This window comes from Halobacillus litoralis, assembly GCF_009856355.1.
GTDB classification, from domain to species: Bacteria; Bacillota; Bacilli; order Bacillales; family Halobacillaceae; genus Halobacillus; species Halobacillus litoralis_B.
Genome location: NZ_WMEW01000001.1, coordinates 766689 through 783718 on the forward strand (window position 1 = coordinate 766689; position 17030 = coordinate 783718).

Genomic DNA, 17030 nt, shown 5'->3' on the forward strand with positions numbered 1-17030 from the left:
CTATAGCAAATCCCGCATCCAATAAAGGATGCGGGATTTTTTCATGCCTGCTTTCGTTGATTCGATTCTGACTTAGATGCAGAACGTTTCCTGAAGATAACCCAGCCGCCGATGAGTGCAAAAACGATGACTGCTGCACCTGATCCCCAGAAAGCACGATACTTCTGCCATACATTCTCCTCACGAATGGTTACATCCAAGCCTAATGCCGTCAGAACTTCTTCCGCTGGTACATAAAGCTCGCCATTTTTCTCATAAGGGGCTTCTGTGAACACCGGGGAAGCGTCCAGCTGATCTTCATCACTAGGGGCTCCGCTTCTGGTCACTTTAGCGTCTTCTTTATAACGCTCCATATTCAAACGGTATGCTTCCTCTCCGGGCGTAATGTTCATGGTCTGGTTGTTCACGACAAGCGTCCAGTAATCTGCCGGCTGCTCCGAATCACTGTCATACAAGTGAATCGGATATACATCCGCGCTCGCCTTATAAAGTTCCTTGACGCTGGATAGAGCAACCATCAGCGTTCCATTTACGACTTCTGTATTCTGATCCAGCTTTACCTGCTCTCCATTTGCTGCGGCACGGGCACTTTCTTTATAAAGGACGGCCGTGTCAGCAGCTTCTGCATTCTCCTCGGTCAGCTGGTCTTCAAAGAAATCAAAAATCGGTTCTAGAACAGCGGCATACGAGTAGGAATGATCTCCGTTTTCCACTGTCATGTAACGGGCATTCTCAAGCTTTGGCATGACGGAGGAAACGATGGATCCAGGCGATTCTCCACTTCCAATCTGCACCTTGAAAGAGGTGGTCGTATCTGCGGTCCCCTGGACAATGAGCGCGGGCAGGTCCTTCACAGCACTCAAGTCATAGTCCGTTCCCTCAATGTTCACCATCGTCCCTCCTTCGGGAGCACGATCCGTAATCTTCGGAGCTGTCGCCGCCATCGCCTGGAAACGATCAGGGAAGCGGGCCGCAATTTCCAGCGTGCCGCGTCCACCCAGGGAGTTCCCGGTTATGAATAGATGATCATCCGGGACAGGGAACTGCTGCAAGGCTTCCGCCAATGACCGCTCTACGGAATAAAGCGCCTGCTTCTCGCGCCAAACCGGGTTCTGCGTCCAACCATTCGGAGACAGAAGGATATAATTGTACTCTTCAGCATAGGTCTCTACAGGAATGCCCTCTTTCATCAGACGGTAGGTCGGGGTATGCTCATTCCCTGTTCCACCATGCAGCATAAACGTCAGCCGTGTCTTTTCCGGATCATACGTAGAGGGCACGTAGAGGGAAAAAGGCACGATACGGTCAGCTTTCACATGGACAGGATCTCCATCTTCATCCTTGAAGGAAGCATCGGAAGCAACATGAAACGACTGCCACAGCCAGCCGGTTTGACGCTCCCCATCTTCAACATCTTTCATATAATCCGCCCATGTGTATGTCTCATCCTCCCCGCCCTGCCATATGTTGGACGGCTTCGGAACGACAACATCACTTACCTCGACATCCGGGCGGTCTACAGAAGCGGTTACGTCTGCCACACCTTCAGATTGGACAGTTAGATAACCTTGTTCCTCAAAGGAGGTTTTGCCCATCCATTCCATTAAAGATGCAAGAGGAACATATACCCCCTCTTCCTTCTGTTCGATTGAACCGGATGAGAGTGTGAAGGATTTTCCAGTTAAGCCAGCCTCCTCATTCAGCTCATCCGGCTTAACTGCGCCTTTGTTCCTGCCACCTTCCACCGGCTGAAACTCACGGTAATCATAGGTGCCCTCTGCTTCAGACAGATCAATCGAAAGGTCCCACACCTTTTTCGTATACTGTATCGTCGTAGAACGTTCACCAATGCCGGAGGTTAACAGCTTGTCAAAAGCGGTGTGCCGGACTCGGAGCGTATCCTCCTCCATCGTGTAATCGAAATACGGGTCGTACATTTTCTTCATATCCTCGATGTGAACCATGAGAGCGTCATCTTCCCCGAAATAATAGCGATGTTCCAATTCGTACGAAGTTAAAGGATCATAGCCTTCCACTTTTACGGTCGGATCAAACGGTGAGAAAAAATCAAAAAAGGCCGTACTCCTATCTCCCCCATCCGTACGGAAAAACCATGTAGAACGGTCACTGGAAAAATCGACGTACGAGTGTTCCGGAAGTTCTTCCGCCTGTGTTTTCGTATGTACAGCCAGATCAGCCAGTCCAAAAAGGACCATCGTCACCAGCATATGCTTCATCAAATACTTCACTGTTATCCTCCTCATAATGATTATGATAATCATTATCATCTATAAATCAAAGACTTTCAATAGGTTTCAGTCTCTTTGTCACACAAAAAAGTTCCTCTTTATAAAGAGGAACTTTTGGATTCCGTTATTTCCAGACGTCTGAAGCAATCTCGAGGACATGGTGGATTTTCGCCCACTGCTCTTCTTCTGTCAGCAGATTCCCTTCCTCTGTGGAAGCGAACCCGCACTGCGGACTGAGACAGAGCTGATTCATCGGGACGTAATCCGACGCTTCCAAAATCCTCGATTTTATATGATCCGGATGCTCAAGCTCCGGAAATTTTGAAGTGACCAGACCAAGCACAATTGTTAAGTCCGGACGGTTGACGTGACGAAGCGGTTCAAATCCTCCGGAACGCTGATCATCAAATTCCAGAAACAGACCATCAACGTCAAGGCCTCCAAAAATGGTTTCCGACACCGATTCGTAGCTTCCGGTCGACATGAATGTCGAACGGAAATTACCTCGACAGATATGCATCGTAATCAAAAGGTCATCCGGGCGCCCGGCGATGGATTCATTGATAGCACGTGCGCATAGTTCCACTGCTTTTTGAGGGTCCCGCCCCTGCTTCTTAACAGCTGCTCTTCCTTCCTCTGAGAAAAAGGAAGCCCATGAAGTATCATCGAGCTGCAGATAACGGCATCCTTCCTTATAAATCCGGGTGATAAATGCTTGATAAGCCTGAACGAGATCCGTAAGCAGCTCCTCATCACTTTCATACAGCCCCTCTGCCACCTCGGAGCGGAACAGCAGCATATTCGGACTCGGAATCGTAAGCTTCGCTGCGGCTTCTCCTGCTGCTTTTTTCAAAAAGCGGAAGTGATCGATCATATCGTGCTCACTGAAACCGACGCGCCCTGTCACTTTGATCCCGCGGGGCTTCGTTTCTACTCCATTGAACGGCAGGCCCTGTTCCTTATCATATCCCTCTACCCCATCAAGCCCCTCGAGAAAGTCAAAGTGCCACCAGCTGCGCCGGAATTCCCCGTCTGTAACGGCCGGGAGTCCGGCCTCCTGCTGCTTTTTCACTAGCTTGAGAATCTCTTCATCTTCCACCTTCTTCAAGTCCTCTGCTGACATTTCCCCTTTCGCTTTCTGCAGACGTGCGTCCTTTAAACGCTCCGGTCTTAGAAAACTTCCAACGTGGTCGCCTCTAAATGGAGCTCTTGTTTGAGATGATACCGTCATACGAATCAACCTTTCCTTATGGATCTGCATAAAAAAGCCCTTCTTCCATGACGAAGAAGGGCTGATTCACACGTGTGCATACTCTTCTCATCTGCAAGCGTCCCGCTATCTGGAATTAGCACAGTACTTTCAGGGAAGTCTGCTGCTAAGGCTTCAAAGGGCCAGTCCCTCCACCTTTCTGGATAAGAAATATAGAGTTGTTACCTTGTACTATACAAGAAAATGGAAACATCAGACAACCCTTTCCCTCCTCTATCCTAGAAAAGAATAGCTGAAGCCGCGTAGATGAGTAAAGCGGCCATCACGACCCGGAAAATCCGGTCATAGCGGTGCCAGACATTTTTTAACAAAGAGCCAAACATCGACCAAAGCAGCAGTGCTGTCCACCCCAGGACAATCGTGACGGCAGTATAGAAGATCATTATGGATACAGACTGCGCAGCCGGCATAATGAAGACACTCATCACCGTCAGGAAGAACAGAATGCTTTTCACATTAATCAATTGAAAAAGAAGTCCTGTATAGAAGGAGGACTCCAGCTCTGACGCTTGACTGCTGCCGGCTTTAGGAAATCCGATCTTCCAGGCTAAATAGACAAGATAGAGGGCGCCGGCCGCCTTGAAGTACGGCTCAATGACTGGAATCCACTGATAGAGACCAGCGGTAAACAACCCGCTGACAATCCCAAGCAGCGCAAAACCTGTTAAGATCCCACTATTAAACTTCCAGGCTCCTTTAAACCCGTATCGACGTGCCTCATTCATCATCAATAAATTACTCGGTCCGGGCGTCACCGATGTAATGATGATATAAGATAAAAAGGCAGCTATATTCATAAACTCACTCCTTGATTTACGTGCAGATGATTCTATTGTAGAGTGAGAATAGTTATAAATAAAATTGAAATAAAAAAATCCACGATCATTTTTTTCGATAACAGGAAGGAGTCTGTCATGGAAATCAGGCATCTCGTCACTTTTCAAGCGATATTGGAAACAGGCAGTTATACCGGAGCCGCCGTGAACCTCGGCTATACACAATCCACTCTTACCGCACACATCCAGGCACTCGAAAGCGAAATCGGGGGTCCGTTGTTCACGTACGTTGAACGGAAGCTTCAGCTGACTCCGCTGGGCCGGGAGCTGATCCCACTTGCCGAAGACCTGCTCTCCACCCGTGATCAAATCCGGAATATGAAGCACAGCAAAAAGATGAGCGGCACCTTGACCATAGCGGCCCCGGAATCGCTGACCATCTCCATGCTCGGTCCCATCCTTCAGGACTACTCGCTCCAGTACCCGGAGGTGAATCTCGTCGTCACCAACGGTACATGCGGCGAAAACCAGAGTGATGTTCTCAGTGGCCGCGTAGATGTTGCTTTCATGATTTACCCGGATTTCCAGCAGGAGAAATGCCTCCATTATTCTTTAGGGCTGGAGGACATTGTGCTTGTCACCCATCCCGACGGCCCCGATCAATTTGGGGAGATCAAGCAGAGGAAGCCCGTTTACCTAACTAATGAGAAAGGGTGCAGCTACCGGATGATCTTTGAGAAACACCTGATGAAACAGGATCTGGAGTTTCCCACGATGGAATTATGGAGCATTGAAGCCATCAAACAGATGGTGATGAGCGGCCTCGGCTTTGCAGCTCTTCCCAGACGGACGGTACAACAGGAAATCGAAACCGGCCGGTTGAAAAAAGTTGCCCATGAGGAATCCTTTTCTCCTTTGTATTCCCATATGCTGATTCGAAACAAGAAATGGCTGTCTCCAGTCGTCGAAGCCTTTTTGAACACTGTTCAGTCGAAGGTTCCTGAGATTGAAGAAATGTGAGGATTTTTTCTCCATATAGAAAATAAGACTTGAAGGTGGTGGAAGCGAGGTGAATATAAAATGAAGTCAGCCAGAAGGTTGGTTATGTTTGTCGGTATGGTTTTTTTACTCATAGCAATCACGAGTTACAGCAGTAATGATTCGACAGATCAATATCGAAATTATTTTTCACTCAGGGGTGAAGGTAAGCAATGGGTAGTTAAACACTATCAATTAGAATTTTCACCAGAATCCATAAAAGCTGGAAATGGAAACATAGTTATGAAAGGCCGGTCAGAATACTCTACCGACTCTTATCATTTTCACGTATATGCATTATATGGTGATGAAAAGAAGGTCATCCAAAGTCATTCAGTAAACAGCCATGAAGATTTAGATATCACTCACATACCAACTGGAACTATTGAAAGCTCGGATGGTATATCGCTTCCACCTGATCAAATCAAAAAAATATATATGACCATCGAGTGGTATGATATGGAATCAGAGCAATGGTTGGATGAAAGAATAGACTTATTTAATAAAGATACGTCGTTCAACTAGGCAGTCACTCTGACAAAACTTCCGGACGTGTCATAACTTCCTCCGGTAACGATCAACCTAAAAAAAAGGAAACCGCAGGCGCGGTTTCCTTTTTTATTTCCGAAAAGAACATCACGATTCCTTTTCGTTTATTCAGGCAGTGGTGCCTGAGGGGAAATGAAGCCGCGCTCCACGAGTTCCTGCCAGAATGCCTCTGGAATGTCGCGCTGAATCATATCAAGATCCTCTTTAATACGTTCCGGACGTGTGGACCCGGGAATGACGGATTTCACAGCCGGATGGGCGGTAGAAAACTGCAGGGCTGCCGCTTTCAAATGAACGCCATGCTTATCACCGATTTCCTTCAACTGATTCACACGGCCGATGATGTCAGCGCCCGCTTTTTCATAGTTAAAGTGATCCCCACCGAACAAGGCACCGGAGTTGTAAGGGCCGCCGACGACAATATCAATGCCTTTTTCCTCTGCTGTCTTCATCATACGCTCAAGCGCACGATCGTGCTGAAGAAGGGTATACTGGATAGCTGACAGGTTGATATCCGGACGGTTTTCCTCAAGCTCCATCGCAATTTCAATCGGCTCGGTCGTATTCACGCCAAGGCCCCAGCCTTTAATGATGCCCTTTTCACGCATCTCGGACAACACACGGAAAGCTCCTGTGCGCGCTTCTTCGAACTTGGAAATCCATTCGTCCCCGTGAAAGTCCGGTGATAAATCGTGCACGTAGACGATATCGAGGCGGTCTGTTTTCAGACGTTCCAGACTCTGTTCAATCGATTTTCTCGTTGCCTCTGCAGAATAATCTGTAATGACCTTGTTGTTACGTCCATGCGCAAACAAGCCATCTTTGTCTTCCTCCTCCTGGCTCATGTAGCGGCCGACTTTCGTACTTATGACGTATTCATCCCGGTCATACTGGGACAAGACATCTCCAAGGCGGCTTTCCGCCAGACCCGCGCCGTAAAAAGGAGCCGTATCAAAATAACGGACGCCCTGATCCCAGGCAGTCTGAATCGTTTCCCGTGCTTCTTCCTCCGGGACATCGCGGAACATGTTGCCAAGAGGTGCTGTTCCAAGACCTACTCTATGTTTTAATGCGTTTTCCAACGTTTTCATAATGAAGATTCCTCCTTTAGAAGACTATATTTCTATATCCGTTCCTATCTTATTTCAAACGAACCTTCCCGAGCAAAGGTTTCCACTTGAGAAGGGGAAGTTATAGATAGAAAAAGGATGGTGGAATGGAGGAGAACAACGGGCCCCTCTCCATGGGAAGGGGTCCGAAGAAGGAAAGCGTAAAAAAGTAACGGACGTCAACCGGCCAGATGTCCCTGCACGAAAAAAGCTAAACGGAAGATTTTGTAACCAACGGCCTAACGCTTGTAATGATCCTTTACAAGTGTGTCTATTTTTATTTTTTCCAAGTAGTGCACCGGCGCCAGGAACGTCACGGTCACTACACCCGGATGGCGGCCGACATCAATCGATCCGGTGATCGTGGAGCGGTTCATCACTTCAGGCACATCGATCCCAAAGGCTCTGGCTGCCCGCTCCAAGCCATTCTCCGTAGCCGCATTCAAATCCGTTCCAGTTCCGATGAAAGAAACAGGGTAGGAATCCTCCAGCTGTTCCACCTGCCATTTTTCAGCGAGTTTCAAGGCCTGCTGTTTTTCTTTTTCTGAAAAAGGCTTGGCAAGGTAAGGCAGATCTTCCTCCACCGGAAGGAGCACCGGACCCTCCAGATTTACACCTTTCAACACATCGACCTTCAGGGTGACGATACCGGAAACATCTGTTGTGTGGCCTGCGATTTCGCCGTTCCCCTGCATCGCATGCATATCGCCCACATACACACCTCCACCTTCCACTTTGACGGGGCAGATGATGACAGCCCCTTCGCGGACACGGTTGATGTCCATATGGCCATCCGTTCTCTCCTCTAGTTCATCAGCCGTTAAGCCGAAATCGTGCGGGGCATCAATTAAAAATTGTCCGAAGTCACCAGCGTTATGGGAATCCGGAATCGGACGGGATGGTGTGGTACCGAGCTGGCCCAGAAATGGACGCAGACGAGCCACGGCTCCGACGAGATCATGGGGAGCGAATATTACAACCGGGTTTTGGATCGATTCCTCCGGCGTCTGCATGTAATGCTTGGCATCATGGGCGACTTTTTCAGCGGCTTCCCGGGGGAGGGTGAGCCCAAGTTCTTTCTGTTCATCAAAAGCCATCGTATACGCGTTCGTAAATACAAACGGTGTAACATCTTCACCACAGATCCGGCAGCGGATCGCCTGCTGGCCGATTCCTTCGATGTACGTGTCTGGATTTTTCGTGCCGCAGTTCGGGCATTTGCCATCGACGAAAGGGTCACCGGTAAACCTTCCTTTCACCGGTTGATCGTTACCAGAGGCAGTAGCGGTAGAGGTTACTTCGATCGTCTGGATATGAATGACGACGGCATCCCCCGCCTCCGCCCCTTCGACATACACAGGCTTTGTCACTTCATGGCCGCCCTTCAAGGCCGGCGTAATCATCGGCCCCCAGCACCCAGGGGTCGTATTGGCGATAATATGTCCCCCGTCCTTCACTTTATATTCCATAGCTTTACCTGGGTCCAGCACTCCGTCCGTAAAAGTATTCACATACACGGTCTGTTTCGCTTCCACATGATCTCCTCCTTTTTTAAAATTGTAAAAGTATTCTGATATTTTTACAATAAAAGTGACTTTTCTACATACAAAAAAGCCCTCCATCCGACAAAGATGAAAGGCTTTCGATTTTCATTCAACTGCTGAGGCGGTCACCTCTTCTCAATTCATTACGAGCTTTTTTTCCGTCAGTCCGAGCGCTTCGCCTGTCTCGGCATGGATTTTCTCAACGAGAGCCGGGTCGTTCTGAAGAGATGTGCCGTAGCTCGGAATCATTTCCTTCAGCTTCGGCTCCCACTGGGCGAACTGATCCGGGAAGCAGCGCTGCAGCACGTCGATCATGACATGGACGGCCGTGGAAGCCCCCGGGGATGCCCCAAGCAGGCAGGCGACCGTTCCATCAGCAGAACTGACCACTTCCGTACCGAACTGCAGCGTTCCTCTGCCGCCTTTTTCGGTATCCTTGATCACCTGCACACGCTGGCCGGCGACGACAAGCTCCCAGTCTTCACTTTTCGCGTCAGGAACAAACTCTCTCAGCGCTTCCATCCGCTGCTCCTTGGACTGGAGCACCTGTTGGATCAAATACTTCGTCAAGGCCATTTCCTTCATACCGGCCGCCAGCATCGTCATGACGTTGTTGGCATTGACTGATGTCAGCAGGTCCATGTTGGAGCCGGTCTTCAGGAATTTCGGTGAAAATCCGGCGAACGGTCCGAACAGGAGTGTCTTTTTATCACCGATATAACGGGTATCAAGGTGCGGCACACTCATCGGCGGTGCGCCGACGGGTGCTTTGCCGTACACTTTAGCGTGGTGCTTTTCTGCGACCTCCGGTTTATTGCAGACGAGGAACTGTCCGCTTACCGGGAAGCCTCCGATGCCCCGGCCCTCAGGGATACCGGATTTCTGAAGCAAGTGAAGACTGCCTCCGCCTCCTCCGATGAAGACGAATTTCGTTAAGTAACGGGTTGTCTCCCCGTTGGCATTTTTCACCTTAACACTCCACGTGCCGCCGCTCGTCTGTTCGAGGTTTTCGACGCTGTGGTTGTAGTTCATCGTTACGTTCTGATGCTCCAGGTGGTCGAACATTTTACGTGTGAGGGCACCGAAGTTCACATCCGTTCCTGCATCGACTTTCGTTGCGGCTGCAGGCTCCTCCGACGTACGCTCCTGCATAATCAACGGCATCCATTTTTTCAGGATTTCCGGATCATCAGAAAACTTCATATCTTTGAAAAGTGGATTCTGCGTCATCGTTTTATGGCGTTTTTTCAAAAACTTGATGTTCTCGATTCCGTGTACGAGACTCATGTGTGGAAGCGGCCGGATGAATTCCTCCGGCTTTTCTATACGGCGGTTGTTCACGAGATAGGACCAGAACTGCTTGGAAACTTGAAACTGTTCATTGATTTTCACGGCTTTCGTCATATCGATCGAGCCGTCCGGCTTTTCGCTTGTGTAATTCAATTCACAAAGGGCGGCGTGTCCAGTGCCTGCGTTATTCCATTCGTTTGAGCTTTCCTCACCTGTGCGGCCGAGCTTTTCAAACACGGTCACTTTCCAGTCTGGGGCAAGCTCGTGGAGCAGCGACCCAAGTGTCGCGCTCATGATTCCAGCGCCAATCAAGATCACGTCTGTTTCGATTGCTCTGTTGCTCATGTTTACCATCCTTATAACTATGATTTTGCAGAAAAACCACCGCCGGATGCAGCCGCTTTTCTGTTAAGATATACTCGTTATCTCTATGATAACGCTTTATAGATGGAAAAGTCACGATAATCTAAAAATTCCCCACACGAATAATGTAAGAAAATCACCCTCGATCCGTGACGATTCGGACGAGCATACCCGGAAAATTTTTCATCCTTTTCTTATTCTTCTTATAACCCTTCCCGTTTATTCTAAAACGAAGGGATGGCTTTTCCATTGATGACATCCCAGTGAAACGATACCTTAATTGATTCGTATAGAAACAAGAGCGACTTCCTGCAAAATATAAAGATTAGAAAGGGTTGGAGATGTTAACGACTTATAATTACCCACTGATCATCATGATGTTGATCATACCGGCCGCCCTTATATACCCCATCAGAAATACTTCAAGAAAGTATGACAAAAACTACTGCACAGGTACGGGTGAAATGAAATGAAGAAAGTGATCTATGCGATGGTTCTCCTTGCAATAAGTTTTATCAGTTATATAGGGTATATCCATACCGCATATACCATCGAGGCTGGTGAAAAAGATGTACAGCAGAATATAAAGGAATGGCTGAATAGAAAATCTGGGGATGTGGATCCGGAGATGATCACGATTGTTCAATTGGACGATACAACATCCTACGCAGCTTTATTTGAAACACAGCAGCATGATCTTGGACATGTCCATTTGATTAAGGGGTGGAATGGAAAATATAAAATTGACCATTCCGGATATGGTTCCAACACCGTTTCCTACGAAGAAGTAAAAACGAATCAAGGGACTTACGCTATCCTGACAGGAAAGAACTCCGACTTAAAAATAGAATATGTAAAAGCTGAATCCATGAATAAGGACTACATATTCTCAGCAGATGTCTCCAGTGATGAAAGATTTGTGAGATATGAGAAGCTCCCTGCTGATGTGGACCACACTTTTCCTGCAGAAGTAACGCTTTACGATAAAAACGATGAGGTCATTAGAGAATGAACCCTGGTTATTAAGCTTTTTTCAGTTAAGCTATGAAAAGTTCAGGCATCAAATACGCCTTGACTATGCACAAGAGGCGCTCTAATCAAACTTGGAGTGCCTCTTTTCATGAGTCTCCACACTGGATAAGTGAAGATACTCATGAAACGGACAGTCCCGCCATGGCCGGTGCTGATGACAAACAGACACAGCTTCTTTTAAAGAAAGGAGGAAGCTGATCCATTGACTCCATGATTATGTAAGAGCTACTATTACAGATATACATTGTCTATAATTAAATGAACTATAAAACAGACGCTTATGTTGAATAAAGAATTACCAAACCAGCGTGCTGTGGGAGGGTACCTTTAAATTTTTTTATTTTAATTATAGATATAATGTATCCTTAATATCTATTTATATAACGAGGTGACTAAAATGATATTGGATTGTGCCATTATCGGTGGAGGGCCGGCGGGTTTAAATGCTGCCCTTGTATTAGGAAGAGCAAGGAGAAAAGTAGTTTTAATAGACAGCAGCTCCCCGAGGAATGCTGTGACCCACGAATCCCATGGATTCATCACAAGAGATGGAGTGAAGCCCGGTGATTTTAGAGACTCAGCCCATGAGGACATAAGAAAATATCCCTCTGTATTATTCAATAACACAAAAGTGTCTCATGTAGAACAAGATCATAACCATCACTTTCGATTAACAACAGAGGATGGGAATTGTTACTACAGTCGTAAGATCATTCTTGCTACCGGATTAAAAGAAGAGCTTCCAGCTGTAAATCGAATCTCCGAGTTTTATGGGAAGAGTCTATTCAGCTGCCCCTATTGCGACGGATGGGAATTAAGGGACCTGCCACTGGTGTTGATTGCGGAAAGTAAAGCAGCCTACGATAAGGCGAAAATTGTCTCCAATTGGAGCGGTCAGCTGACGGTCTGCACAAACGGCCGGGACGTATTATCCGAAGAAGAGAAAAACACATTAAACAGGAAAGGAATACAAGTGAAGGAATCCCCCCTTACAGCTCTGGAGGGAGAAGCGGGACAATTACAGAAGGTGACATTCGAAGATGGTACGGAAGCCGCTTGTAAAGGAGGCTTCGTTATTCCAAAAGTAGAACAAGCTTCGAATTTCGGGGAGAAACTCGGATTGGAACGGACGGAAAATGGAGGAATAAAGACAGACCATATGGGGAGGACCAGTGTTAAGCATGTGTATGCGGCTGGGGATACCTCTCAGGCCATAGCCCAGCTCATTGTAGCTGCTGCAGAAGGCAGTAAAGCAGCCATCGGTGTGAATCATGATCTAACCTTAGAAGATTTTGATTAAAGCTTCAAAGGTGAAAATCTTCTCTGACAAAAGTTCCGGTCCCCTTCGTGTGGGGCTGGAACTTTTTCGGTTTACTACTCATAGCTGCCTTTCCGTTTGACCGCCTGATAGAGAAAACTTATTCTATATGATAGATGACGAATATCTATAAATAAGGATGATCACTTTTGAAATATACAAAAGCAACGAACTATGCGCTTCATACCATTTATTTCCTTTCCTTGGTTCCTAAGGAGAAAGCTGTAAGTGTTAAGCCGTTAGCGGAAATTTTCAATGTCTCCCCAACATACCTTTCAAAAATCATTACGAAGTTAGTGAAAGCGGGGTATTTAGATTCAACCCCAGGGGTAAAGGGTGGTTACAAATTAGCTCAACCTGCTTCCGATATTACTTTTTTGGATATTATTCATACCATCGAAGGAAAAGCCGCTCTCTTCAAGTGTAATATTGATGGGGATTATCACGCCCCTGGCGAAGACCACTGTCTTATTCAAGAAGTGATGGATGAGGCAGAATCGAAGATGGAAGAATTACTGAACAATCGAACCATCGCTGATCTACCACCTCTGACGAATCAAAAGATTTTAAGTTATATGGAGTCTCAGACGACTTAGACTTCTCATCGTAAAACGAATGAGCTGAAGACCGCTCGAAAGAACCCTTACCACTTTCAAGCGGTGAATCATTCTAAACGCCCCGGTTAATTGTTTGAAAACCGCCAATAAGAAGAGGCACTTCCATTCCATGTGAAGTGCCTCTTCTTTCTTATTCCATGCCCTCTTCATAAGGGAGGCCTTTTTCACATAAACAACAGGGTCAGGCCGGGAGCGATGATCGACACAATCACCGCACTCAGCACCATCGCCACCGTGCTGATCGATCCCTCCATCGTATCGCGCTCCATCGAAGCGGATGTTCCGATGGCGTGGGAGGCGCTGCCCATGCCGACACCACGGCCGATCCGGTGGGTCAGCCCGCTCACTTTCAACACGAACGGGTGGATCAAAAGGCCGCCTATGCCGGCAATCATGACGAATACAGCTGTGAGCGGCATGACCCCTCCCGTCGATTCTGAAATCGACATCGCGACAGGCGTTGTCACTGATTTTGGAACGATCGAGTGGATGATCAGGTCACTGAACCCGGCCCATTTGCTGAGCAGCAGTCCGGAAACGATTCCAACCACCGCACCTATCACCGTTCCTGTCATAATCGGAACAAACATCTTTTTCAGGATATCCCGGAATTGATAGAGCGGGTACGCAAGCGCAACGACTGCGGGTCCGAGCAGACGATCAATCCATTTTCCACCGGTCATATACGTTTCATACGGCAGATGAAAGACAAGTAGAATGATGACAATCAATGCAGTGGAAACGATGACGGGTGTGGTGTACAGCCGCCTGTGCCTGCGGTAGACGAACAGGGTCGCCAGGTAAATGGCAACCGTCATCACCATCATCAAAAGAGCGGTACTCATGCCTCCTCCCTCCTTTTGACGAGCGTCTGTGTGACGCGTCCGGAGACGGCCATAACCATTGCTGTGCTGAAGAGCCCAATGGCTATGAGCAGCAGGCCCTTCCCTTTAAACACGTGGGCATAGCTGATAATACCGACGGTCGCCGGTATGAAAAAGAACGGCAGGTGGCGGATCATAAAGGCCACCCCCTGCTGAAGCAGTCGTTCCGGAACAATTTTTAAAGATAAAAGTACAAACAACAGCAGCATGCCGATCACACTGCCCGGAATGAACAATCCAAGCACCTGCTGAATCCAGGATCCGGTAAGATACAGCCCGTAAAGACCGGCGATCTGCAAGACGACAATGACAAATCTATTCAACGTACATCCTTCTTTCCCATGGTTAGAATCTTTCATTATGATAACACTATTTCAGGAAATACAGGTTACAAACCAGAGAAGGAAGCACTTCAGGATTGATTTTTATTCATCTCCGCAAATGCACGCTGGACAACGAACCGTACGATAAAACCAGCGGCCAGCCCCGTACCCATTACGACAAAAATATTTTCCGAGAAAGACATCCCGGCGATCACCCCGATACACAGCGCTGCTCCTACCGCCAGTCCGAAAATGATCTGCTGTGCTTTATTCATCTCCACCCCTCCCTCATACGTTCTACTAACGGTTTCCCTTATTTGGAAAACATACACACATATGCTCTAATGAAAAAAAGATAGATGAGTGAGGGAGGTTGAAAATGGAATGAGAAAAATCGTTTCTATCATTGTTTTTCTTTTTTATCTTTCGGTTACTTGGAAAATCACCGGTGAGATTTGGGACAGATTCGTGCCTTTAAGCTGGAAAACGAACCTGATGGCTCTTCTGCTTGTGCCTTTCCTGATTGGTCTATCAATGGTATTGTCTTCGCTCACTTTGAAATGGAGCAGAACAAGCCGTAGTTGATGACATCCTATCAAGCATAAAACATAAATGGCAAAAGGCCGCTCCTTCTCAGGAACGGCCTTTCAATTATTTCTCCGCTAAAAATTCACGCATCAACCGGTTCACTTCCTCCGGTTTTTCAAGGTGCGGCGCATGTCCGACACCTGGGAAGCGGTGGATGGTCAGATCAGACAGGTAGTCTTCCATCCCGTCGAGGTTGCTGTTTTCAAAGGCGGCGTCCGCATCGCCCCAGAACTGCAGCACCGGTTGATCAAACTGCTCATAAGGCAGCTGGACCGGCTGCTTCACATGCTCTTCAAACGGATAGAACGAAATCGCACGGTAATAGTTCAGCATCGCTTTCATAGCACCGGGCTGTTTCCACGCCTCTATGTACTTCTCGACCTCGGCTTCCGTCATCGCTCCTTTTTCCACAACCGGATCAAACAGCATCTGACGCAGCTTCTCTCCATCGTTGGCTAAAAGGCGCTCGTGGGAATCCGGGCGCTGAAAATACCCCATATAGCTCGACGCCTCCCGCTGTGCCGGGTTTTCAGCAAGCTCACGGCGGAACGTGTAAGGGTGCGGCGCGTCAAACATGATCAGTCTGCTGATGTATTCCGGACTGGAGTAGGCAAGCGTCCATGCGACCGCTCCGCCCCAGTCATGTCCGACGAGGATGCATTCCTTTTCCCCGAAGGCTTCAATCAGCTTTTTCACATCATCCACGAGGATCGACATGTCATAGGAGGAAACGCCCTCCGGTTTGTCCGACAGGTTGTATCCTCTCATATCGACAGCCACCACTTGATAATCCTTGGAAAACTCTTCGATCTGATGGTGCCAGTTATACCAGAAGTAAGGAAAGCCGTGCAGGAACAGCATGAGCTCCCCTTCCCCGGCTGTAACATAGTGCAGGTCAACGTCATTAATGGTTACGTAATCTTCTTTCCACATCGTCATCCATCCTTTCTGAACCTTCCATCATCGAGACACATTACGCCTCTTGGATGAATTTCACAAACGAGAAGGCAGCAGATTTGGAAAATTAGGAATTAAAACCCAAGTAAAAAGGACTGTGTAGCAACAGTCCTTCAGGCTTCTCTTTTTCCTTGTTTGGATTCCTGATAAAGCAGAAACAAAAAGTACGGGGCTCCGATCAATGATATGACGATGCCGGCCGGAATCTCCAGCGGCTGCAGCACACTGCGCCCGATCGTATCCGCCAACAGGAGAAGAAAGCTTCCGACAAGAGCAGCTCCGGGCAGAACATAGCGGTGCTGGAGACCGACAAGCTGCCTCGTAATGTGCGGACTGATGACACCGACGAAGCCGATCATCCCGACAGCCGACACACTCACGCCTGTCAGCAGGGTGCTCAATCCGAGCAGAAGCATTTTCATTTTTTCAACGGACACGCCGAGCCCCATGGCAATCTGCCCTCCCAGCTTCAAGGAGTCCAGGGTTTTCGTAAACAACAAGAGGACAATGAGGATTCCGATGGTTATTGGGGCAAGTGTCAGCACCTGCTCCCATGTGCGGCCGAATAAACTTCCGTTCAGCCAGAGCAGGGACGTCTGGGCATTGGCATCGAGTTTCAAAAGACTGAGCTCGACACCGGAGCCGCAGAGGGCACTGACCGACACCCCGACAAGAGCGAGCCGAACCGGGTTGGCTCCATCTTTATAAGCGAGGGCATAAACGATAAACGCTGCGGCCGCTCCTCCGATAAAGGCGGCCAGACTTACAGATGTCATCGACGTAGAGGGCAGAACACTCGCCGTAACAAGCGCTGTGACTGCCGCTCCTCCGGAAACCCCGAGCGTATCGGGAGCAGCCAGCGAGTTGTTCAAAATCGTCTGCATGATCACACCAGCCACAGCCAGCGCCCCTCCCACCAGAATAGCCAGGACAATCCGCGGTGCCCGGTAGTTGAACACAATATATCTAAGGTCCGCATCCCCCTGACCGATCAGCATCTGCATGATTTCCAGAGGAGGGATGAAAAAATCACCAATGCCGACGTTGACGATGGCGAGGATGAATACAGCCGCAGCCGTAAAGGTAAGGATGAATGTTGGATGACGTCTCAGCATAAAAGGGC

Annotated in this window: 16 protein-coding genes and 1 riboswitch; of the genes, 5 read left to right on the plus strand and 11 right to left on the minus strand. The window is 48.2% G+C overall.

All coding sequences use genetic code 11. The features are described 5' to 3' along the window. Positions 1-41: 41 nt before the first annotated feature. From GLV97_RS03505 to GLV97_RS03515, 3 genes are all read right to left on the minus strand, one after another. Entirely contained in the window at positions 42-2249 is a 2208-nt protein-coding gene (locus GLV97_RS03505; protein WP_160889006.1) for an alpha/beta fold hydrolase, read from the minus strand. Between the two features lie 124 nt (positions 2250-2373). Continuing rightward, entirely contained in the window at positions 2374-3510 is a 1137-nt protein-coding gene (locus GLV97_RS03510; protein ID WP_237418550.1) for a 5-methyltetrahydropteroyltriglutamate--homocysteine S-methyltransferase, read from the minus strand. A gap of 54 nt (positions 3511-3564) precedes the next feature. Further along, a riboswitch (SAM riboswitch) is annotated at positions 3565-3669 on the minus strand. Between the two features lie 68 nt (positions 3670-3737). Beyond that, the gene (locus tag GLV97_RS03515) at positions 3738-4316 is read right to left on the minus strand and encodes a LysE family translocator (RefSeq protein WP_160837385.1); all 579 of its coding nucleotides are present in this window, start codon (positions 4314-4316) and stop codon (positions 3738-3740) included. Between the two features lie 117 nt (positions 4317-4433). On the opposite strand from GLV97_RS03515, the gene GLV97_RS03520 reads away from it, so the two are divergent. Both GLV97_RS03520 and GLV97_RS03525 read left to right on the plus strand, forming a co-directional pair. Then, positions 4434-5315 (plus strand): LysR family transcriptional regulator, encoded by an 882-nt coding sequence (locus GLV97_RS03520; RefSeq protein WP_160889007.1) that lies wholly within the window; start codon positions 4434-4436, stop codon positions 5313-5315. Between the two features lie 60 nt (positions 5316-5375). Further along, complete coding sequence (locus GLV97_RS03525) at positions 5376-5858, plus strand: hypothetical protein (RefSeq protein ID WP_160889008.1); 483 nt, start codon at positions 5376-5378, stop codon at positions 5856-5858. 128 nt (positions 5859-5986) lie between these two features. Here GLV97_RS03525 and GLV97_RS03530 read toward each other — a convergent pair whose 3' ends face one another. From GLV97_RS03530 to GLV97_RS03540, 3 genes are all read right to left on the minus strand, one after another. Further along, positions 5987-6973 (minus strand): aldo/keto reductase, encoded by a 987-nt coding sequence (locus GLV97_RS03530; RefSeq protein WP_160837391.1) that lies wholly within the window; start codon positions 6971-6973, stop codon positions 5987-5989. A 257-nt stretch (positions 6974-7230) separates the two neighbouring features. Beyond that, positions 7231-8526, minus strand: coding sequence for an acetamidase/formamidase family protein (locus GLV97_RS03535; RefSeq protein WP_160889009.1), 1296 nt, complete (start codon positions 8524-8526; stop codon positions 7231-7233). A gap of 144 nt (positions 8527-8670) precedes the next feature. Next, positions 8671-10194: a malate:quinone oxidoreductase gene (locus GLV97_RS03540; RefSeq protein WP_337194075.1), complete on the minus strand. Its 1524-nt coding sequence runs from the start codon at positions 10192-10194 to the stop codon at positions 8671-8673. Positions 10195-10657: 463 nt separating this feature from the next. Between GLV97_RS03540 and GLV97_RS03545 the strand changes: the two genes are divergently transcribed. From GLV97_RS03545 to GLV97_RS03555, 3 genes are all read left to right on the plus strand, one after another. After that, complete coding sequence (locus GLV97_RS03545) at positions 10658-11200, plus strand: hypothetical protein (protein WP_160889010.1); 543 nt, start codon at positions 10658-10660, stop codon at positions 11198-11200. Between the two features lie 417 nt (positions 11201-11617). Continuing rightward, entirely contained in the window at positions 11618-12520 is a 903-nt protein-coding gene (locus tag GLV97_RS03550; protein WP_160889011.1) for an NAD(P)/FAD-dependent oxidoreductase, read from the plus strand. A 167-nt stretch (positions 12521-12687) separates the two neighbouring features. Next, positions 12688-13134 carry an Rrf2 family transcriptional regulator gene (locus tag GLV97_RS03555; RefSeq protein ID WP_160837399.1) on the plus strand — a complete coding sequence of 149 codons (447 nt, stop codon included), beginning with the start codon at positions 12688-12690 and terminating at the stop codon, positions 13132-13134. Positions 13135-13319: 185 nt separating this feature from the next. Here the strand turns inward: GLV97_RS03555 and GLV97_RS03560 are convergent, their stop codons facing one another. From GLV97_RS03560 to GLV97_RS03580, 5 genes are all read right to left on the minus strand, one after another. Beyond that, positions 13320-14000, minus strand: a complete 681-nt coding sequence (locus GLV97_RS03560) for an LrgB family protein (protein WP_160837401.1) — start codon at positions 13998-14000, stop codon at positions 13320-13322. After that, positions 13997-14362, minus strand: coding sequence for a CidA/LrgA family protein (locus tag GLV97_RS03565; RefSeq protein WP_237416868.1), 366 nt, complete (start codon positions 14360-14362; stop codon positions 13997-13999). Before GLV97_RS03565 ends, GLV97_RS03560 begins: the two co-directional genes overlap by 4 nt. Positions 14363-14451: 89 nt before the next feature. Continuing rightward, positions 14452-14637 carry a hypothetical protein gene (locus tag GLV97_RS03570; RefSeq protein ID WP_160889012.1) on the minus strand — a complete coding sequence of 62 codons (186 nt, stop codon included), beginning with the start codon at positions 14635-14637 and terminating at the stop codon, positions 14452-14454. Between the two features lie 376 nt (positions 14638-15013). Continuing rightward, complete coding sequence (locus GLV97_RS03575) at positions 15014-15883, minus strand: alpha/beta fold hydrolase (protein WP_160889013.1); 870 nt, start codon at positions 15881-15883, stop codon at positions 15014-15016. Positions 15884-16020: 137 nt separating this feature from the next. After that, a complete protein-coding gene (locus tag GLV97_RS03580) occupies positions 16021-17022 on the minus strand; it encodes a FecCD family ABC transporter permease (protein WP_160889014.1) in 1002 nt (333 codons plus the stop codon). Positions 17023-17030 lie beyond the last annotated feature (8 nt).